General features: G+C 63.2%; 21 protein-coding genes. 10 read left to right on the forward strand and 11 right to left on the reverse strand.

Annotated elements, in window-relative coordinates:
* Nucleotides 1-122 precede the first annotated feature (122 nt).
* Nucleotides 123-809 (forward strand): ribonuclease T2 family protein, encoded by a 687-nt coding sequence (locus VIE67_RS02135; protein ID WP_332022803.1) that lies wholly within the window; start codon nucleotides 123-125, stop codon nucleotides 807-809.
* A 44-nt stretch (nucleotides 810-853) separates the two neighbouring features.
* Nucleotides 854-1,246 carry a DoxX family protein gene (locus VIE67_RS02140; protein WP_332022805.1) on the forward strand — a complete coding sequence of 131 codons (393 nt, stop codon included), beginning with the start codon at nucleotides 854-856 and terminating at the stop codon, nucleotides 1,244-1,246.
* A 51-nt stretch (nucleotides 1,247-1,297) separates the two neighbouring features.
* Here VIE67_RS02140 and VIE67_RS02145 read toward each other — a convergent pair whose 3' ends face one another.
* Together VIE67_RS02145 and VIE67_RS02150 are read right to left on the reverse strand one after the other, a co-directional pair.
* Nucleotides 1,298-2,326: a S1C family serine protease gene (locus VIE67_RS02145; RefSeq protein ID WP_332022807.1), complete on the reverse strand. Its 1,029-nt coding sequence runs from the start codon at nucleotides 2,324-2,326 to the stop codon at nucleotides 1,298-1,300.
* 73 nt (nucleotides 2,327-2,399) lie between these two features.
* Nucleotides 2,400-3,881 (reverse strand): M20 family metallopeptidase, encoded by a 1,482-nt coding sequence (locus VIE67_RS02150; protein ID WP_332022809.1) that lies wholly within the window; start codon nucleotides 3,879-3,881, stop codon nucleotides 2,400-2,402.
* 232 nt (nucleotides 3,882-4,113) lie between these two features.
* Between VIE67_RS02150 and yajC the strand changes: the two genes are divergently transcribed.
* The 4 genes from yajC (at nucleotide 4,114) to pnuC (ending at nucleotide 8,182) form a co-directional block, all read left to right on the forward strand.
* Entirely contained in the window at nucleotides 4,114-4,449 is a 336-nt protein-coding gene (gene yajC / locus VIE67_RS02155) for a preprotein translocase subunit YajC (protein WP_332022811.1), read from the forward strand.
* A gap of 109 nt (nucleotides 4,450-4,558) precedes the next feature.
* Nucleotides 4,559-6,487 (forward strand): protein translocase subunit SecD, encoded by a 1,929-nt coding sequence (gene secD, locus VIE67_RS02160; protein ID WP_332022813.1) that lies wholly within the window; start codon nucleotides 4,559-4,561, stop codon nucleotides 6,485-6,487.
* Between the two features lie 48 nt (nucleotides 6,488-6,535).
* Complete coding sequence (gene secF / locus VIE67_RS02165) at nucleotides 6,536-7,501, forward strand: protein translocase subunit SecF (protein WP_332022815.1); 966 nt, start codon at nucleotides 6,536-6,538, stop codon at nucleotides 7,499-7,501.
* Between the two features lie 33 nt (nucleotides 7,502-7,534).
* The gene (pnuC, locus tag VIE67_RS02170; RefSeq protein ID WP_332022817.1) at nucleotides 7,535-8,182 is read left to right on the forward strand and encodes a nicotinamide riboside transporter PnuC; all 648 of its coding nucleotides are present in this window, start codon (nucleotides 7,535-7,537) and stop codon (nucleotides 8,180-8,182) included.
* 9 nt (nucleotides 8,183-8,191) lie between these two features.
* Here the strand turns inward: pnuC and VIE67_RS02175 are convergent, their stop codons facing one another.
* Nucleotides 8,192-8,785 carry a P-loop nucleotide/nucleoside kinase family protein gene (locus VIE67_RS02175; RefSeq protein ID WP_332022819.1) on the reverse strand — a complete coding sequence of 198 codons (594 nt, stop codon included), beginning with the start codon at nucleotides 8,783-8,785 and terminating at the stop codon, nucleotides 8,192-8,194.
* A 94-nt stretch (nucleotides 8,786-8,879) separates the two neighbouring features.
* Between VIE67_RS02175 and VIE67_RS02180 the strand changes: the two genes are divergently transcribed.
* Both VIE67_RS02180 and VIE67_RS02185 read left to right on the forward strand, forming a co-directional pair.
* Nucleotides 8,880-9,542 (forward strand): DUF502 domain-containing protein, encoded by a 663-nt coding sequence (locus VIE67_RS02180; protein WP_332022821.1) that lies wholly within the window; start codon nucleotides 8,880-8,882, stop codon nucleotides 9,540-9,542.
* A 286-nt stretch (nucleotides 9,543-9,828) separates the two neighbouring features.
* Nucleotides 9,829-11,874: a M13 family metallopeptidase gene (locus VIE67_RS02185; RefSeq protein WP_332022824.1), complete on the forward strand. Its 2,046-nt coding sequence runs from the start codon at nucleotides 9,829-9,831 to the stop codon at nucleotides 11,872-11,874.
* Between the two features lie 79 nt (nucleotides 11,875-11,953).
* On the opposite strand, the gene VIE67_RS02190 is transcribed toward VIE67_RS02185, so the two are convergent.
* From VIE67_RS02190 to VIE67_RS02205, 4 genes are all read right to left on the reverse strand, one after another.
* Complete coding sequence (locus VIE67_RS02190; protein WP_332022826.1) at nucleotides 11,954-12,475, reverse strand: hypothetical protein; 522 nt, start codon at nucleotides 12,473-12,475, stop codon at nucleotides 11,954-11,956.
* Between the two features lie 63 nt (nucleotides 12,476-12,538).
* Nucleotides 12,539-12,826, reverse strand: coding sequence for a LysM peptidoglycan-binding domain-containing protein (locus tag VIE67_RS02195; RefSeq protein WP_332022828.1), 288 nt, complete (start codon nucleotides 12,824-12,826; stop codon nucleotides 12,539-12,541).
* A gap of 165 nt (nucleotides 12,827-12,991) precedes the next feature.
* Nucleotides 12,992-13,627 (reverse strand): rhomboid family intramembrane serine protease, encoded by a 636-nt coding sequence (locus tag VIE67_RS02200; RefSeq protein WP_332022830.1) that lies wholly within the window; start codon nucleotides 13,625-13,627, stop codon nucleotides 12,992-12,994.
* Nucleotides 13,628-13,652: 25 nt separating this feature from the next.
* A complete protein-coding gene (locus VIE67_RS02205; protein WP_332022832.1) occupies nucleotides 13,653-14,006 on the reverse strand; it encodes an MGMT family protein in 354 nt (117 codons plus the stop codon).
* Between the two features lie 45 nt (nucleotides 14,007-14,051).
* Here VIE67_RS02205 and VIE67_RS02210 point away from each other — a divergent pair, with 45 nt between their 5' ends.
* On the forward strand, nucleotides 14,052-14,459 hold the full coding sequence (locus VIE67_RS02210) for a hypothetical protein (protein ID WP_332022833.1): 408 nt from the start codon (nucleotides 14,052-14,054) through the stop codon (nucleotides 14,457-14,459).
* Nucleotides 14,460-14,482: 23 nt separating this feature from the next.
* Complete coding sequence (locus tag VIE67_RS02215; RefSeq protein ID WP_332022835.1) at nucleotides 14,483-15,022, forward strand: hypothetical protein; 540 nt, start codon at nucleotides 14,483-14,485, stop codon at nucleotides 15,020-15,022.
* Here the strand turns inward: VIE67_RS02215 and VIE67_RS02220 are convergent, their stop codons facing one another.
* The 4 genes from VIE67_RS02220 to VIE67_RS02235 form a co-directional block, all read right to left on the reverse strand.
* Complete coding sequence (locus tag VIE67_RS02220; RefSeq protein ID WP_332022837.1) at nucleotides 15,023-15,781, reverse strand: HAD-IA family hydrolase; 759 nt, start codon at nucleotides 15,779-15,781, stop codon at nucleotides 15,023-15,025.
* Nucleotides 15,782-15,936: 155 nt separating this feature from the next.
* Entirely contained in the window at nucleotides 15,937-16,974 is a 1,038-nt protein-coding gene (fba, locus tag VIE67_RS02225) for a class II fructose-bisphosphate aldolase (RefSeq protein ID WP_332022839.1), read from the reverse strand.
* A gap of 22 nt (nucleotides 16,975-16,996) precedes the next feature.
* Nucleotides 16,997-17,803 carry a phosphoglycolate phosphatase gene (gph, locus tag VIE67_RS02230; protein ID WP_332022841.1) on the reverse strand — a complete coding sequence of 269 codons (807 nt, stop codon included), beginning with the start codon at nucleotides 17,801-17,803 and terminating at the stop codon, nucleotides 16,997-16,999.
* Nucleotides 17,800-19,243, reverse strand: a 1,444-nt coding sequence (locus VIE67_RS02235; RefSeq protein ID WP_332022843.1) for a transketolase family protein, incomplete at its 5' end; no start/stop codon positions are given. The genes VIE67_RS02235 and gph, both read right to left, overlap by 4 nt.

Genomic DNA, 19,243 nt, shown 5'->3' on the forward strand with positions numbered 1-19,243 from the left:
CGAATCATAGCGCGATCCGCGTATTCGCCAAATACGTCGTTCACGCGCTGCGTTTGCCGCGAGCGCTGCCCTGCCCGTATCATCGCCGCTCGACGTTCATTCCCGCGATACCTGGAGGCTGCATGTTCGGCAAGTCCTTGGTCAAATCGATTTCCTTTGGGCTGCTCGGGCTGCTGCTCGCCCTGCTGGCCACGACATTGGCCGATGCGCGCAGTCATGGCAACCGCAGCGATGCCAGGCCGGGTCATTTCGACTATTACCTCGTCTCGCTGTCGTGGTCGCCGAGTTACTGCGAAACGCATGCCGACGATTCGCAGCAATGCGGCAGCAAGGGTTACGGCTTCGTGCTGCACGGCTTGTGGCCGCAGAACCGCAACGGCAGCTGGCCCGAGCACTGCAGCAGCAACGGCGCCGGGCCGAGCGAGGAAACGATCGCGCACACGCTCGCGATCATGCCGAGCCGGCATCTGATCGAACACGAGTGGCAGACGCACGGCGCCTGCACCGGGCTCGACGCCAAGGCCTATTTCGCTCTCGCCGACGACGCCTTCTCGCGCATCAAGATTCCGCCCGCGTTGATTACGCCAAAAGCATCGCCGTCGCTGAGCGCAGCGGAAATCGTGCAAGGCTTTGCCGACGTCAACCCGGGACTCGACGAGACGATGATCAGCGTGCAATGCCACGATGGCAACGAGCTTGAGGAAGTGCGCATCTGCGTCGACAAGGACAATCTTTCGGTCAAGGCCTGCGGCGGCCGCGTGCGCAGTTCCTGCCGCTATGGCAAGCTCAAGATTCCCGCGACGCGCTGATAACCCGGCGCAATGGCCGCCGGTATTCAAATAAGGAGAAAATCATGAACAAGCAACTACCCTCGGCGGCGGCTCTTGGCCGCCTGCTGATCGCCGCCATCTTTCTCTTCAGCGGCATCGGCAAGATTGCCGCACCCGCAATGACCCAAGCCTATATCGCGGCAGCCGGACTGCCCTTGCCCGTCGTCGGATATGCCCTTGCCGTCCTGGTCGAGGTCGGCGGTGGCGTTCTGCTCGTGCTTGGTTACCAGGCACGCATCGTGGCCTTGATCATGGCGCTTTTCACGATTGCTGCCGCTCTTTCCTTTCACAACCATTTTGCCGATCAGAACCAGATGATACATTTCATGAAGAATCTCGCGATGGCCGGCGGCCTGCTGCAGGTCGTCGCATTCGGCGCGGGAAACTTGAGTCTCGACGCTCGTCGCGGAAGATAGTCCAAGTGATTCTGCCTGAACGGCCGTAGCGCAGACTCTGCCTCGCAAAAATCAGCTCAACTCAACCGGCGTCAGCATCAAATCGATGCGCCGGTCGCGACGTAGAAGCGCGAGGCTCGCCTGCTTGCCGATGCTGCGTTCGTCGAGGCGCCGATGCAGCATATCGATGCCGCGAATCGCCTCGCCGTCGAACGCAATGATGATATCGCCGGCTTCGAGCCCGGCCTGCGCGGCGGGGCCACCGTGCGCAACTTCCATCACGCGCACCGCAGTTGTCTGCTCGAGTCCGAAATAGCGCACATAGCGCTGCGGCAGCCGCATATTCTGCGCGGCGACGCCGATCGAGCCGCGGCGCACACGGCCATGACGCATCAGTTGCGCGATCACTTCGGCGACCGAGTCGATCGAGGTGGCGAAGCAGATGTTCTGCGCGCCCGCGATGATCGCGGTATTCACGCCGACCACGCGCGCCTGCGCATCGAGCAAAGGTCCGCCGGAATTGCCCGGATTCAGCGCCGCGTCGGTCTGGATCACATCGTCGATCTGGCGTCCGGTTGTCGCGCGCAGGCTGCGGCCAAGCGCACTGACCACGCCCGAAGTCACCGTGCAATCGAAGCCGAGCGGATTGCCGATCGCGACGACGAGCTGGCCGACGCGCAACTCGCGCGCCGAACCGAGCGCGACATGCGCGTGCGTTTCGTGGCCGCTCACGCGCAGCAGCGCGATGTCGGTATGCACGTCCTCACCGATCAGATCGGCGGCGAACATGCGGCCGGCGACGGTCGCGACCTCGATGCGTTTCGCGCCGTGCACGACGTGCGAGTTGGTCAGGATCAAACCATCCGGCGTGAAGAAAAATCCGGAACCCTGACCGCCGTGGATGCGTTTGCCCTTGTCATTGACGCGCTCGTGAATCGTGATCGCGACGACCGCCGCGGCGGCTTCGTCGACCACGCGCGTGACAATCTGCGAGTACGCATCGAGCGCCTGCGCTTCGGCGCGCTGATTCTCGCCGCGCGACTCCCAGGCGGAGTCGTGCGGCAGACCCTGATCGAGTACGGCAACGATTGCAGCATCCATGCGCAAGAAGTAGCGCTGCGCGGCAGGATTTCAAGCCATGCCGTCGCGCGCAGTGTGGATCGCGATGCGTGTGCTAGTCGCAGCAGCCATCGCCGCCTTTGACGTTGTGCGCGTGCGATGCGGCGACACCCGTCGTCAATCCCTGCTGGCTGGCGATGTAGTGATCGGCGATCACCTTGGCCACGCACATCGTCACGCGCTTGCCGGTCGGGATATGGATGAACTCGTTCGGCCCGTGCGCATTCGAATGCGGACCGAGCACGCCGGTGATCAGGAACTGCGCGCCCGGAAATTTCTCACCGAGCATGCCCATGAACGGAATGCTGCCGCCCTCGCCCATGTACGCGGGTGGCCGCCCGAAAAATTCGCGCGAGGCCGCATCGACCGATTGTTCGAGCCACGGCGCGAGCGCGGGCGCGTTCCAGCCGCTGCCGGCTTTTTCCAGATCGAACGTGACCTTGGCACCGTAAGGCGGATCGCTTTCGAGCAGCGTCTTCAACGCCGCGCCGGCCTTGCTCGCATCCAGCGTCGGCGGCAGACGCAGACTCAGTTTCGCCGCGGTGAATGGACGCAGCACATTGCCCGCCGAATCGAGCGGTGGAATGCCGTCGATGCCGGTGACCGCGAGCGCCGGCCGCCACGTACGGTTGAGCACCAGTTCGCCGAGGTCGCTCGACACCGGGTGCATGCCTTCGACAAACGGAAACTTCGAAAAGATCTCCTCATCAAGCACCTTGGCCGACCGCTGCGCCTGTTCGAGACGCTGTGCGGGAATCTCGGCATGAAATTGCGGCGGAACGATCTTGCCGGTGTCCTGATCCTCAAGCCGCGACAATAACTGGCGCAGGATGCGGAAACTCGACGCGACCACGCCGGACGCATCGCCAGAATGCACGCCCTCATCGAGCACGCGCACGGTGAGGTTGCCGCCCGTCATGCCGCGCAAGGAGGTGGTCAGCCACATCTGCTCGTAGTTGCCGCAACCCGAATCCAGACACACGATCAGGGACGGCCTGCCGATGCGCGCGGCCAGATGATCGACGTAGTAGGGCAGGTCGTAGCTGCCCGATTCCTCGCAAGCCTCGATCATCACCACGCAGCGTGAGTGCGCGACGTTCTGTTGCTTCAGGGCGAGTATCGCCGCGAGCGAACCGAAGATCGCATAGCCGTCGTCCGCGCCGCCGCGACCGTAGAGCTTGTCGTCCTCGATCACCGGTTTCCACGGCCCGAGGTGTGCGGCCCAGCCGGTCATTTCCGGTTGCTTGTCGAGATGGCCGTATAAAAGTACACAATCGTCGCCGCTGCCGGGCACTTCGATGAAGATCAGCGGCGTGCGGCCTTCGATGCGCACAACCTCGACCGTCATCCCGGGAATCTCTTGCGCCGAGGCCCAGCCCGACAACTGCGCGACCGCCTTGTCCATGAATCCGTGCGCAGCCCAGTCCTTGTCGAACATCGGCGATTTGTTCGGAATGCGGATGTAGTCGACCAGCTGCGGAACGATCTGGCTGTCCCAAAGGTCGGAAATGCTGGCGCGGGTTTGCGTGGTGTCCATGCGGAACTCTTGTGGGCTGGGGCACGCATTCTATTCCGCCATGGCATCAGGGGCGAGGGCTGAGAGCTTGAGTTGAGGGCTGAGGGCTGAGGGCTGAAGATCAAAAAAATTTCAGATGCGTCGTGGTTTCAGCCCTCAGCCCTAGGCCCTCAGCCCTGTGTGTGCCATAATTTGCGGCCTTTTTCCGGCCCCCCGCAGACGCCGTCTGCGCCGCCACAACACGAGAACACCGATGGATTTTCTTATTTCTAGTGCCTATGCACAGGCCGCTGGCGGCGCCGCTCAGCAACCCGGCCTGTTGCCCAACGTTCTGCTTTTCGGCGGCCTCATGGTCGCGATGTATTTCTTCATGCTGCGCCCGCAGATGAAGCGCGCCAAGGATCAGCGCACGATGGTCGACGCACTGGCCAAGGGCGACGAGGTCATCACCAGCGGCGGTCTGGCCGGACGCATCGACGACCTCGGCGACAGCTTCATCGGCTTGGAGATTTCCTCCGGCGTGAGCGTGAAGGTGCAGAAAAGCGCCGTGTCGATGGTGCTGCCCAAGGGCACGTTGAAATCCGCCTGACGCGGCCAAACCTGAAACCTCACCCGATCGAATCGCGCCGTCGAGCGCGATCGAAAAGAACGAATGCAACAACCCGCCGTGGATGCCGCGCGGCGCAAGAGCGAATTAAATGAACGAATTCCCAAAGTGGAAATATGCACTGATCGCCGTCCTGCTCGTGCTCGGTGTGATCTACGCGCTGCCCAACGTCTTCGTCCCCCTGCCTGCCGTGCAAGTGTCGGCGAACCGCGGCGGCAACGTCGACGAGGCGCTCAAAGAGAGGGTGCTTGGCGTATTGCAGAAGAACAAGTTCGAGTTCAAGAGCGTCGACATCAACGGCGACCGCCTGCTCGCGCGCCTCAACGACAGCGAAACGCAGGGCAAGGCGCAGAGCGCCATCAGCACCGAGCTGGGCGATCAGTATACGGTCGCGCTGAACCTGGCCTCGACCGTGCCGTCATGGCTGAGCGCGATCGGTGCGAACGCGATGCCGCTCGGTCTCGACCTGCAAGGCGGCGTGCATTTCCTGCTCGAAGTCGATCAAAAGGCCGCGCTCGACAAGATGCAGCAGCGCTTTCGCGACGACATCAGCACGGCGCTGCGCGACGCGAAAATCCGCTACGAGTCGGTGAATGCGACGCCGACCGGCATCGTCGTCACGCTCAAATCCGATGAAGACCGCAAGACCGCCGGCAATATCATCGCCAAACAGGTGAACCAGCCGGAGAAGCTCGGCGACCAGCCGCCGCTCGAACTCGTCGACGGCACCACTACCGCCGACAGCTACGCACTGATCGCCAAGGTGCGCGATACCACCGTGGAGGCGCAGGCGCGTAGCACGATCGCCAGCAATCTGACCACGCTGCGCAATCGCGTCAACCAGCTCGGCGTTTCCGAGCCGACGATCCAGCAGCAGGGTGCGAACCGCATCGTCGTCGAACTCGCCGGCGTGCACGACACGGCCGAGGCGAAGAAGATTCTCGGTGCGACCGCGACGCTGGAATATCGCGCCGTGGATGAAGTCGCGACCGGGGCCGCGCCGTTCAATCAGGGTGCGCGCGAAATCATGAAAAGCGGCAACGCGCCGCCCGAATCGCGTCTGTACTACATGCAGAATCCGGGTGCCGACGGCAAACCCGTGCCGATCATCCTGTCGAAGAAAGTCATCGCCACCGGCGCTGAACTCGCCGATGCCACCGCGGCGCCCGATCCACAGAACGGCCTGCCCGCCGTGTCGGTGCGCCTGAATGCCAAGGGTGGCCAGAAGATGCTGGCATTCACCCAACAGGCCGTGGGCAAGCGCATGGGCGTGGTCTATATCGAGCGCATCCCGCAGACGCAGATCGTCGACGGCAAGGAAGTGCGCACGTTCAAGGAAACCCAGGAAGTCATTTCCGCGGCGACGATCCAGGGCGTATTCGGCCCGCGCTTCCAGACCACCGGTCTGGGCAGCATGAAGGAAGCGGCCGAGCTTGCGCTGCTGCTGCGCGCCGGCTCGCTCGCCGCGCCGGTCGACATCGTGCAGGAAAGCCAGATCGGCCCGAGCCTGGGTCGCGACAATATCGCCAAGGGCGTCAAGGCGGTGCTCATCGGCCTCACCGCCGTGCTGATCGCCGCGCTGATCTACTACCACCTGTTCGGCCTGATCGCCGATATCGGCCTGGTGTTGAACCTGATTCTGCTCGTCGCCGTGCTGTCGATGTTCCAGGCCACGCTGACCATGCCCGGCATCGCCGGCATCGTGCTCACGCTCGGCATGGCGATCGACGCGAACGTGCTGATCTGCGAGCGCATCCGCGAGGAGTTGCGCAACGGCTCCACGCCGCTGGCCTCGATCAAGGCCGGCTACGAAAAAGCCTGGGCCACGATTTTCGACGCCAACGTCACCCACCTGCTCGCATCCTTCGGCCTGTTCCTGTTCGGCTCGGGTCCGATCAAGGGCTTCGCCGTGACCCTGGCGATCGGCATCCTGACCTCGATGTTCACCTCGGTCACGGTCACCCATGCCGTGGTCAACCTGATTCACGGCGGGCGCAAGCTCAAGACCTTGTCGGTATAACGAACAAACCTTCTCCCAGTGGGAGAAGGGAAAACCAAGAGTATACTTATGGAAATTTTCAACCCACACAGCAAGATCGACTTCCTGCGCCTGCGCAAGGTCAGCCTCGCGGTCTCGGCGCTGCTGCTGATCATCTCGATCGGTGCGCTGTCCGTACACGGCCTCAACTACGCGCTCGATTTCACTGGCGGCGTGCTGGTCGAAGCTGAATACCAGCAGCCGGTCGACATCGGCGACGTGCGCGCGGCACTGGATACCGCCGGCTTCCACAATGCGCAGGTGGTCAGCGTCGGCGGCGCGCGCGACGTGGCGATCCGGCTGCAGCTTGGCGAGGGCGGCTCTGCCGAAGCTGGTGGCCAGTCGACCAAGAAGGCCGACCAGATCGCCGACAGCGTGATCTCCGCGCTCAAGGTCAAACGCGACGACGTGACGAAAAAGCGCACCGACTTCGTCGGCCCGGCGGTCGGCGCGGAACTCAAGAGCGACGGCATCGTCGCGGTGATCTTCGTCATCATCGGCATCATGATCTACATCGGCATCCGCTTCGAGTGGCGCTTCGCGATCGCCGCGATCGCGAGCGAATTCCACGACACCATCATCACCCTGGGTTTCTACGCGATCACCTTCCGCGAATTCGACGTGACCGTACTCGCTTCGGTGCTTGCCGTGGTCGGCTACTCGATCAACGACAAGGTCGTGGTGTTCGATCGCGTGCGCGAGCTGTTCCGTTCCTCGCGCAAGGCCGAACCGGCCGAAATACTCAACCGGGCGATCAACTCGACCTTGTCGCGCACGATCATCACCGCGCTGTTCACCGCGATCACGATGATCGCGCTGTATCTGTTCGGTGGCCCGGTCGTGGAGGGTTTCGCGCTGACCATGCTGATCGGCATCGTCATCGGCACGCTGTCGTCGATTTTCTTCGCCAACCCGATCCTGCTCTGGCTCGGCGTCTCGAAGAAGGACCTGATGCCGGTCACGCGCGACAATTCCGAACTCGCGCGCCGGCCGTAAGCGCGCCGACGCGGCCGGTTCGAATCCGTTCCCATGCTGAGCGCGCTGGCCGACTTTCTCGGCGCCACGGCATTCAGCGCGCTCAACACGCCGGTCAGCAATGCCGAAGTCATCGGCTTCGTCGCGGGTGTCGCCTGCGTCTGGCTGGCCGCACGCCAGAACGTCCTGAATTTTCCGCTGGCCATCGTCAACACGACCACCTTCCTGCTGCTGTTCACCGACAAGAAACTGTATGGCGACGCCGGCCTGCAGGCGATGTTCCTGTCGCTCAACGTGTATGGCTGGAGGCGCTGGTTCGCCGGCGACGGCGAGCACCACGCGCTTGCAGTATCGCGGCTCTCGCTGCGCGGCTGGATCCTCGTCGCCGCAATCGCGCTAATCGCTGTGCCGCTGCTGCAGCAAGTGCTGATCCGCATCAACGGCGCCGCGCCGTTCTGGGATGCGGTGATCACGAGCCTGAGCGTGATCGCGCAGGTGTTGCTCAATCGCAAGACGCTGGAGAACTGGGCGCTGTGGATCGTCGTCGACCTGATCTCGATCCCGGTCTACATCAGCAAAGACCTCTATCTGACGGCCGTGCTCTACGCGATCTTCCTGCTGCTCTGCGTAAACGGCTGGGTCGCCTGGCGGCGTTCGTTCGCTGAGGGTCCCACCGCCGCTTCGGCAACCGCGGCGGCCTGAAGCCGGCCGCTAACCGACGCGCAATTTCTCCACCGCGGCGACCACCGTCCGACCGACATCGTCGAGCGCGAGATCCGCATTGACGCGTAGCGCAGTGGGCGGCGGCGTATCGAAGCGCGCGCGCGCCTCGGCGACCATTGCGGGCCGGCGCATGCGCGCCAGATGCGGCTGCAGCACAATTTCCTGCGCGATGCGCGCGCTAGCCACTTCGGTCGAGCAGTCCAGAAACACCGGGACCGACAGGAAGCCATATTGCCGGATCACCTGATCCACACGCTCGAGGTCCGGCCGGCGCGCGAACGTCATGCCGTCGATCACGCTGGATTCGCCGAGCAGGCAATTGATCTCGAGCGCGAGCAGCACACCGCGAAACGCGGCACGCTTTTCAGCAAACGAGTAGGTGCAATACGGAAACAGGGCGTCGCGGATCGCTTCGCGATCGATGCGCCGCAGGCCCAGTTCTTCGTACAGTGCCTGCGCAACCGAGCGCTTGCCCGCACCGGGCACGCCGATCAGCGTGACGACGACGGGGCGCGGCCCCGCGATCGTGTCGTTGGACGTGATTGGCGCCGTCGCAATCGGCGCAAGATCGCTGTGCTGCATGGTAATGCGGCCTCCCCCTGGGCCCTTTATACCTGCGCTTTTTCCCGTATACAACAGCTATCATGTTCAGACTGCCCGCTCGCCGCGCGAATCCATGCCCCGTCTCTACGTCCAACGCTACCTGATCACCGGCCTGCTGACCTTTATCCCGCTCTGGCTGACCTGGGTGGTATTCAAGTTCATCTTCAGCTTCCTGACGCATGTCGGCGCGCCTGCGGTGGTCGGCACGTTCGCGTTGCTGAGCACGGTGTTTCCCAACGCGACCGAGTGGCTGAGCCAGGAATGGCTGCAATCGATCATCGCCTTCGTCGGCACCATCGTGGCCCTGTATCTGGTCGGTTTTGCCACGCGCTTCGTGTTCGGCCAGCGCCTGCTGGCGGCGTTCGAACGCCTTATCGGGCGCATTCCGCTCGTGCACACGATTTACGGCGGCAGCAAGAAGCTGATGACCCTGATGCAGAACAAACCCGGTTCGACCCAGCGTGTGGTGCTGATCGGCTTTCCCGCGCCGACCCTGAAAACGATCGGTTTTGTCACCCGCACCTTCATCAGCGACAGCGGGCGGGAGATGGCCGCGGTGTATGTGCCGACGACGCCTAACCCGACCGGCGGATATCTGGAAATCGTACCGGTCGAGGATCTGATCGCGACCGACTGGAGCGTGGACCAGGCGATGGCGTTCATCCTCTCCGGCGGCGCCGCCGGCCCGGACAAGCTGCCGGAGATACCTGCCCGCGCAGCGGCGCTGCCGCATTGACGCCATGTCTGCGATCACGTTTTTCCTGCTGCTGCTTTCCCCGCCGCCTTCTCTGCCCTGACTGTCCAAGCCGCCGACTGGACCATGCCATGTCTTCTGGCACAGGCTGGCGCGCGGCACACGCGCTAGTCTCACACCACAGAATCGTCTCCTTTTTCCAAGCGTGACTCCCCACGGCCGGTCCCACCCGGCCGTCTTTTTTTGAGCGTGACTTTCTGCACTGCCGCGCCCGACCGGCGCCGCCTATTTTTCCCGTTCATCCAAATTTCCACAGGAGCAACCAACCATGGCCAAGCGCATTCTGCGGCCGCTGAGTTTTGCCACCGCACTCGCTTTGACCGGCGGCGTCACCGCCGCACCGACGCCGCCGAGCAGCAATCTCGACCCGGCCTCGCTCGACACCAAGATCGATCCGTGCGCGGATTTCTATCATTTTGTCGATGGCAAGTGGATCGCGGCCAATCCGGTTCCGGCCGATCGCACGCGCTGGGGCACGTTCGACGAGCTGCGCGAGGCGAGCCTCAAGGCGCAGCGTACCTTGATCGAAAGCGCCGCGAACGGCAAACCCGCGGCGGGCACGATTGAACAGAAGCTCGGCGATTTCTATGCGACCGGCATGGACGAAGCGGCGATCGAAAAACTTGGCGTCACGCCGATCGAGCCGGAGCTGGCGAAAATCGCGGCGATCAAGAGCGTCGGCGATCTGACCGCCTACCTGACCGACTCCCACACGCGCGGCCTGCCCGGATTTTTCGGTTTCGGCGCTTACCCGGATTTCAAGAACTCCAGCATGGTAATCGGCTACGCGGGCGAAGACGGCCTCGGCCTGCCCGAGCGCGCGTATTACCTGGAAGACAAACCCGACTATGTGAAGATCCGCAACGAGTATGTCGGGCATATCGAGAAGACGCTCGCCCTCGCCGGCGTGAAGGCGGACGAAGCCAAGCAAGACGCGCAGTGGATCCTCGCGCTGGAAACGCAGGACGCGACGGCCTCGCTGTCGCCGATCGAGGCACGCGATCCGAAGAACCAGTATCACTACGTCAGCGTCGCCGACGCCGACAAGGCCACGCCGCATTTTTCCTGGACGCGATTCCTCGCCGCGCAAGGCGTGAAGGATGCGCCGGGCTTCTCGCTGTCGCATCCGGAATGGTTCACCGCATTCGACAAGATGCTCACCGATGTGCCGCTCGATCAATGGAAAGCGTACTTGCGTTTCCATCTGCTCGACGAAGCCGCGCCGTATTTGAGCAAGGCCTTCGTCGAAGAAAATTTCGATTTTAACCAGCACAAGCTGCGCGGCCAGAAGGAAATGGAAGCGCGCTGGAAACGCGTGCTCAACGCGGTCAACGGCCAGATGGGCCAGGCCATGGGGCAGCTTTACGTCGCGCAGAATTTTCCGCCCGAATCCAAGCAGCGCGCACAGGAACTCGTGCAGAACCTGCGCGTCGCGCTCAAGGCGCGCATCGAGAAGCTCGACTGGATGAGCGACGCGACCAAGCGCAAAGCCATCGACAAATGGGAAACCTTCGTGCCGAAGATCGGCTATCCGGACAAATGGCGTGACTGGACCGGCCTGACCATCACGCGCGCAGGCTACGTCGACAACGTGATCGCCGCGAGCAAGTTCAATCACGACTGGCGCGTCGGCAGGATCGGCAAGCCGGTCGACAAGACCGAATGGGGCATGACGCCGCAGACGGTGAATGCGTCCTACAACCCGCTGAAAAACGAAATCACCTTCCCGGCCGCGATCCTGCAGCCGCCCTACTTCGATGCCAAGGCCGACGACGGACTCAACTACGGCGGCATCGGCGCGGTGATCGGCCACGAGATGACCCACGGCTACGACGACAAAGGGAGCCAGTTCGACGCCCACGGCAATAATCTCAACTGGTGGGCGGACGAGGACAAGAAGCAGTTCGAGACGCGTACCGACAAGCTGGTCAAGCAGTTCGACGGCTATGTCGCGCTCGAAGACCTGCACGTGAAAGGCAAGCTCACGCTCGGCGAAAACATCGCCGATCTGGGCGGACTCAATGTCGCGTTCGACGCGCTGCAAATGGCACTGAAGAAGAATCCGCAGGAAGCGAAGTCGAAGATCGGCGGCTATACCCAGGACCAGCGTTTCTTTCTCAACTTCGCGCGCATCTGGCGCACCAACATCCTGCCGGAAAACGCCAAGGTGTCGCTCAATACCGACCCGCACGCGCCGGGACCCTTCCGCGCGATCGCCGCACCGTCGAACATGCCCGCGTTCGCGCAGGCGTTCAGTTGCAAGGCCGGCAGCCCGATGGTGCGCGGCGACGATGTGCAGGTGAAGATCTGGTAAGGCTGGCGACGAACTTTTTTTTGTCGCAACAAAAAGGGCGCGGAATTCCGCGCCCTTTTTTGCGTCCTGTACCGACGATTTATTTCACGCTAAAGCTCGTGGTCGACACCGACTTGCCGTCGACGAGGATGTCCAGCGCGTAAGTGCCGGCCGGAAAGCCGTCCGGTTTGCTGATGTGGAACTCGCTGATATTCGGTCCGAGATCCTTCAGCGTCTGCACCTGTTCACTGACCAACTGGCCGCCCTGGTACGTCCAGTGCGCAGTGATCGACGCATTGGCTTTCCCGGCATTGGCGGCGACCACGCCGTAAATCGTGTCCTTCGGCGTGAACGTGGTCATCGGCGCCGCTACGTGGCCACCCGCATCCACGGCATTGGCCAGCGTGACCGAGGTGATTTGCACGACATAGGTTGGCGCGGCTTCCGTCGCAGCGGCCTGCGGAGCGGGCGCCGCAGTCGGCGCTGGTGTTGCCGGCGCAGACGCTGGTGCGGGTGTCGCCGGCGCGGATGCGGGCGGCGGCGTGGACTTGCCGCAGGCGGCCAGCGCGAGGGCGCTTGCCAGCACGATGGTCAACGAAGTACGGCTATGAAATTCGCTCATGTTCAAACCTCTCCTTTTACTGTTGTATGCCGTCGATACGGTGTTGGTTGCTGCGGAACTGGGTCAAGACGCGGGCGGAATGGTGAGCACCTGGCCCGGATGGATCAGATCGGGATTCTTGATCTTGTCGGTATTGGCCTCGAAAATCCGCCGCCATTGATTGGCGTCGCCGTAAAAATGTTTGGCGATCTTCGACAGGCTGTCGCCGCCGACCACGGTGTAGGTCTGCGCTGCCGCGCTGACCGTGCTCGCTCCGCTCTGCACATTGCTGAAGTCCGGCTTCGGCGCCGGCACGGTCGACGAGCCGCCTTGAACATTGGAAAAATCGGGTTTGCCTGGATCGTTGCTCATGCTCATGATCTCCTTCCCGTTGATCGGGTGTTAAGCGCGCTGAGGCCAGGAAACCTTACACGTTTTTCGTTGCGCCCGCATTGTCCTGCGCCGCGCGTCGTTGCTGCCGATTCAGGTAACGAAGACCTAACAAATCGCGCCCCCAGCGCGCGGGCGTGAGCGCCGTCAACGCTGGCGCAACGCCTGCGCGCGCCAGAAACGGAGCAACACGAACCCCGCCGCTGCGCCGCCGAGATGGGCGAAGTGGGCCACTCCTTCCTGCGTGCCGGTGACGCCGAGCACGAGTTCGATCAGCATGTAGCCGATCAGCGCGATCGGTGCGGGAATCGGCACCGGGAAGAACAACAACGCGATGCGAGCGGTCGGATAAATGATCGCGAACGCGAGCAACAGGCCGAATATGCCGCCGGAAGCGCCCAAAGTCGGGTAGAAATCGCCCGGCTTGAAGAAATGAATCACCACGAGCTGCGCGCAGGCCGCGCCAATCACGCAGACGAAATAGTAAAAAGTATACCGCCGTGTGCCGAGCGCGTTCTCGACCGGGCCGCCGAACATCCACAGCGCGAACATGTTGAACGCGATGTGCGCGAAGCCGCCGTGCAGGAATCCGTAGGTAACCACCTGCCACAACTCGAAGCCCACGCGCACCGGATTGCCGTTGTCCATGCGCAGCCACTGCGGATCGCCGAGCGGCCACAGCGCGTAGTGCACCAGAAGATAGTCGCCGCCGAATTGCTGCAGCGCGAACACGACAACGTTGGCGATCAACAGGGCACGGGTTACTGGGGGAAGGTTTTGCATGCAGGCTCGTCGGATTTGGAAAAGATTATAAGCGCCAGATCTCCGCGTCCAGATCGCGCTGCCAGCCAAAGCGCGCGAGATCGACGCGGCCACTCTTCACCACGACGCCTTCCTCGAGCAGGCGCGCGCGTTGTTCGCGATAACCGCGGCTGCCCGGCGCGAAGGCGAAACGGCCGTCCGCGCGCAATACGCGATGCCAAGGCAGCTTCGCCGCCGCACCCGCCTCGCGCAGCACGCGCCCGACCAGACGCGCACGCCGCAGCAGTCCCGCGCGCGCGGCGATTTCACCGTAACTGGCCACACGCCCGCGCGGAATCGCCGCGATTGTGCGCCGGATTGTGCCGTATTCGGGTTTGAGGTCGGCCTTGACTGACTTCATGGCCGGCGCAAGGTAGCATACGTGCCAGCCAATACGGAGCCGCCCGTGCATTCCTTCGAAGAAGTCCGTTCGCATATCCATGCGCGTTTCAAGTTGCGCATCAACGATCCGTATCTGATCTGCTTCGACCTCGCGCTCGATGGCGACAAACGTCATCAGGGCATGTATCTGGCCGAACTCGACGATGAGGCCGGGCGCAACTATTTGCGCATCTCCACGCCGATCGGCCCGCTCACCGGCGTGGACGCCAAGCGTTGCCTGCGCTTCAACTGGGAGCAACGTATGGGTTATCTTGCGGTGAACGATCTCGACGGCTCGCCATATCTGCACTTGTGCGAAAACCGCCCCTACGAATTGCTCAGCGCGGACGAACTCGATCGGCTGGTCGACGAAATCGGTCCGCTAGGCGACAAGCTCGAGCAGGCGATTTCCTCCGGCGGAGACACATTGTGATGTCCAGCCTCGCGGGATATGACATGAAGCGATTTTCGTTGTTTGTGGTTGCGCTGCCGCTCGTATTGGCCGCCTGCGGCAAGGATGCGAGTGACAAACCGGCATCGACATCGACCGCACCTGCGGTGACCGCGACCGCGCCGGCCTCGGCTGCACCGGTCGCAACCGCACCGATCGCAATCACGCCTGCGCCAACTCAGCCGACGCCGCCGCCTGCGCCGCCGCTGGCTGCAGGTGACGCGATCGATTATGCAACCGTTGCCCAAGCGCGCGCCGTATTGAGTCAGCGCACCGACGTGCAAAGCCGCGAGGACGACGGCTGGTTGATCGTCGCCGATGCAGGCGCTGGCGCGTTCTGGTCGTTCACCCCGCCCGACCACGCGGCCAATCCGGCCGTGGTCAAGCGCACGATCCACGAGAAGGCCGGCGTCGTCTCCGTCGCGATGGCGACGCTGTGCGAAGCGCCGAAACCGGCGTGCGCCGATCTCACGCGCCAGTTCGAGGACATCAACGAGCGCATGCGCGCGGATCTGCAGCATCAGGCGGACAAGCACAAGAAATAATTAATCCTGTCGCGCCTGCCAGGCGCGCAACTGGGCCAGATCGACATAGCCGCGATTCAATGGGGCACCGGCAATCACCATTGCATGTGCCTCTGCTTCGCCGAAGTCGCTGAGCACGGACAGCGCGCCGGTAAAATCCTGATCGTCGGTGTACTCGTTCAACGTGACCACGGTGCGCAGCCCCGCGGTCAGCGCGGCACAGAGCCCGGCTTCGGAATCCTCGAACGCGAGAACATCTTGCGCGGCGATGCCGATCTTGCGCAGCACATATTCGTAAATGCCGGGATCGGGCTTCTTGCGTGCGGCGTTTTCCGCCGCACCGATCGCGGCGAACCAGGACAAGGCGCCGGCAGGCAAAGCGTGCGCAAGCAGGGCTTCGACATTGGCGCGCGTGGTCGTCGTCGCGATCGCGAGGACGAGGTCGGCGTTGTGCGCTTCCGTGAGCAAGCGCGCGACGCCGGGGCGCAATTTCACCACGCCCGCATCGATCATGTGCAGATAGTGCACGGTCTTGCGCGCATGCAGGTCGCGCGCCAGCGCATCGCGATCGCCCTGCGCAATTTCCGCCGCGTCGCTTTGCATGAAATGCAGCAGGCGCTCGCGCCCGCCGGTGACCTGCAGCAGTTCGCCATAGCGCGGCACATCCCAATGCCAGTCGAGTCCTGCATCGGAGAAGGCGCGATTGAACGCGACCCGATGGCCGTCGCGCTCGGTATCGGCCAGGGTGCCGTCGACGTCGAAGATCAGGGCGCGCAGCATTGTTGAACCACAATAATCACAAGCGTTACACGGAGAACACGGAGAAGAGCTGGGAGTACACGAAGAAAGAAAACGAGATTACGTTGTCTCTTTTTCCGTTGACGCTTTTCTCCGTGTTCTCCGTGGTTCAATCTCTTACTTCCTCGTCCGCTGTCTTAGTGATACCGTGCCGCCATCTTCTCCAGCGTCAGCGGTTTGATCTTCGACGCCTGCCCGGCACAACCGAAAGCGATGAAGCGCGCCTTGCAGATATCCTTCGCCGCCGCGGTCGCTGCCTTGAGCGCCTTGCGCGGATCGAACTCGCTGCGATCGGTGGCGAACACCTGGCGCATTGCGCCGGTCATCGCCAGACGGATATCCGTATCGATGTTCACCTTGCGCACGCCGCTTTGTATACCGCGCTGGATTTCCTCAACCGGCACGCCATAGGTTTCCTTGATGTCGCCGCCGTATTCGCGAATGATCGCGAGCCATTCCTGCGGCACCGAACTCGACCCGTGCATGACCAGATGCGTGTTCGGAATCCGCGCGTGGATCGCCTTGATCCGATCCATCGCAAGAATATCGCCGGTCGGCTGGCGCGTGAATTTGTACGCGCCATGCGAGGTGCCGATCGCGATCGCGAGCGCGTCGACCTGGGTCTGCTCGACGAAATCCTTGGCCTGATCCGGGTCGGTCAGCAGCATCGAATGATCGAGCGTGCCTTCGGCGCCAACGCCGTCTTCCTCGCCGGCCATGCCGGTTTCGAGCGAGCCCAGACAGCCAAGCTCGCCTTCGACCGAGACGCCGATCGCGTGCGCCATGCGCGCGACGAACTGCGTGTTGTCGACGTTGTATTCGTAGCTGGCCGGCGTCTTCTGGTCCGCCAGCAGCGAACCGTCCATCATCACCGAGGTGAAGCCCGAGCGCATCGACTGCTGGCACACGCTCGGCGAGGCACCGTGATCCTGATGCAGCACGAGTGGAATCTCCGGATGCGTTTCCACCGCCGCGAGCACCATGTGGCGCAGGTAGGGCTCGCCCGCGTATTTGCGCGCGCCGGCCGAGGCCTGCAGGATGACCGGGCTGTCGGTTTCCTGCGCCGCCTGCATGATCGCGTGGATCTGTTCGAGATTGTTGACGTTGAACGCCGGCACGCCGTAGTTGTTTTCGGCGGCGTGGTCGAGCAGTTGTCGCAGACTGATAAATGCCATGACCGTTTCCTCTGAGTGAATGCTAGTTTGTGTCGTCGCTGCATAGCGCAAACGAGCGCCGTTCCTGCGCGCTGACCCATGCGGGCAGCGCGGCGAAATCCTCGATGATGTCGCAGCCGAGCGCATGCGTCGGCTGGCCTTCGTTGTAGCCATGCGGCACGCAGACCACGGCGCAACCGGCGGCATGCGCGGCGGCCACGTCGTTCGACGAGTCGCCGACCATCAGCGCCAGATGCGGCGCGACGTCGAGCGCGCGGCATGCCTCCCACAACGGCTCGGGGTGCGGTTTGTGCCGGCTCACGCGATCACCGCCGAGGACGATCTGCAAGTACGGTGCGATTGCGAAACGCGCGAGGATCGCCTCGGCCAGATGCTGCAACGCGTTGGTGACGACGCCGAGCTTGAGCCCTCGTGCCGACAGCTCACGCAGACAATCGAGTACACCGGGAAAAATCTGCCCGCGCTTGCCGATCTGCATTTCATAGTGGCGCAGATATGCCGCGAGCAGCGGCTCGACCAGGTGCTCACGTGCGTCCGCGCCCAGCGTTCTTTGCGAGTCCAGTACGCGCCGCGCGAGTACGCGCGGACCTTTGCCGATAAAGGCGCCGACCTGCGCCGCATCGAGCGTGCGCAGGCCGAATTCTTCGAGCGCGCCGTTCATCGCCGCGGCGATATCCGGCAAGGTGTCGACGAGCGTGCCATCGAGATCGAACAGCACCGCACGGAACTTGCCCGTACAAAGAGGAGAGCTGCGCTTCTCCCCTTTGGAAACCCCATCGCCTTGCCTCGGCGGCAAGCCACCGAGCGGTCTTGGAAGCAATCCGCTCACGGCAGCGCCTTGACGGAGCGCGCCACCAACTCGCGCACATTCGCCGCCACATTCGTCGGCGTGAATCCGAACAACTCGAACAATTGCGGCGCGGGCGCGGACTCGCCGAAACGGTCGATGCCGATCACGCGTCCGCCGTCGCCGACCAGCCGATACCAAGGCGCACTGACGCCAGCCTCGATCGCCAGCCGCGGCACGCCGCGCGGCAGCACGTGTTCGCGATAGTCCGCGGGCTGCGCATCGAAAGTCTCGATACTCGGCATGGATACGATGCGCACTTGTATATTTTCCACGGCAAGCGCCGCGCGTGCCGCGACCGCGGTCGCAACTTCGGAGCCGGTCGCGATCACGACTGCATCCAGCTTGCCGTCTTGCGCATCCGCAAGCACGTAGCCGCCGAGCGCAATCATCGCGACCTGATCGGGCGTGCGCGGTTGCGCGGGCAGATTCTGACGCGTGAGGATCAGGCAGGTCGGGCCGTCCATGCGCTCGATCGCGGCGATCCACGCGGCCAGCGTTTCGGTCGCGTCGCAGGGGCGCAGCACGCGCAGGTTCGGAATCATGCGCAAGCTGGCGACATGTTCGATCGGCTGATGCGTCGGCCCGTCTTCGCCGAGGCCGATTGAATCGTGGGTGAGCACGAAGATAACGCGCTGGCGCATCAACGCGGCCATGCGGATCGCGTTGCGGCTGTAGTCGGAGAACGTAAGGAAAGTGCCGCCATAGGGAATATAGCCGCGATGCAGCGCGATGCCGTTCATCGCTGCGCTCATGCCGAATTCGCGCACACCGTAGTTGATGTGGTTGCCGAACGCCGGACCGCTGCCGTCGCGGCGCACCGCAATGGAACCCTTGAAATTGGTCAGGTTCGAACCGGTCAGGTCGGCGGAGCCGCCGAGCAGCTCGGGCAGTTTCGGCGCGAGCAGGTCGAGCGCATTCTGCGAAGCCTTGCGCGTGGCGATCGTCGGCATCGCCGCCTGTACTTCGGCGAGCTTCGCGCGCGCGAAGGCTTTCCAGTCGGCCGGCAGTTCGTCCGCGATGCGGCGCTTGAACTCCGCGGCAAGTTGCGGGAAGGCCTTGGCGTAGGCATCGAAACGCTGCTGCCACTGGGCCTCGATGCGCGCACCTTCGGCACGCGCGTTCCATTGCGCATAGACCGCGTCGGGGATATCGAATGCAGCGTGCGGCCAGTTCAGCGATTTGCGCGTCGCCGCGAGTTCGTCCGCACCGAGCGGCGCGCCGTGCACATCGTGACTGCCGGCCTTGTTCGGACTGCCCTTGCCGATCACGGTCTTGCAACACAGCAGGCTGGGCTTGTCGCGCTGCGCGCGCGCTGCGACCAGTGCGTTCTCGACCGCGGCCGGATCGTGACCATCGATAGCACGCACGACATGCCAGCCGTAGGCTTCGAAACGTTTCGGCGTGTCGTCGGCGAACCAG

This window comes from Rudaea sp., from assembly GCF_036560865.1.
In the GTDB taxonomy this organism is placed as follows: domain Bacteria; phylum Pseudomonadota; class Gammaproteobacteria; order Xanthomonadales; family Rhodanobacteraceae; genus Rudaea.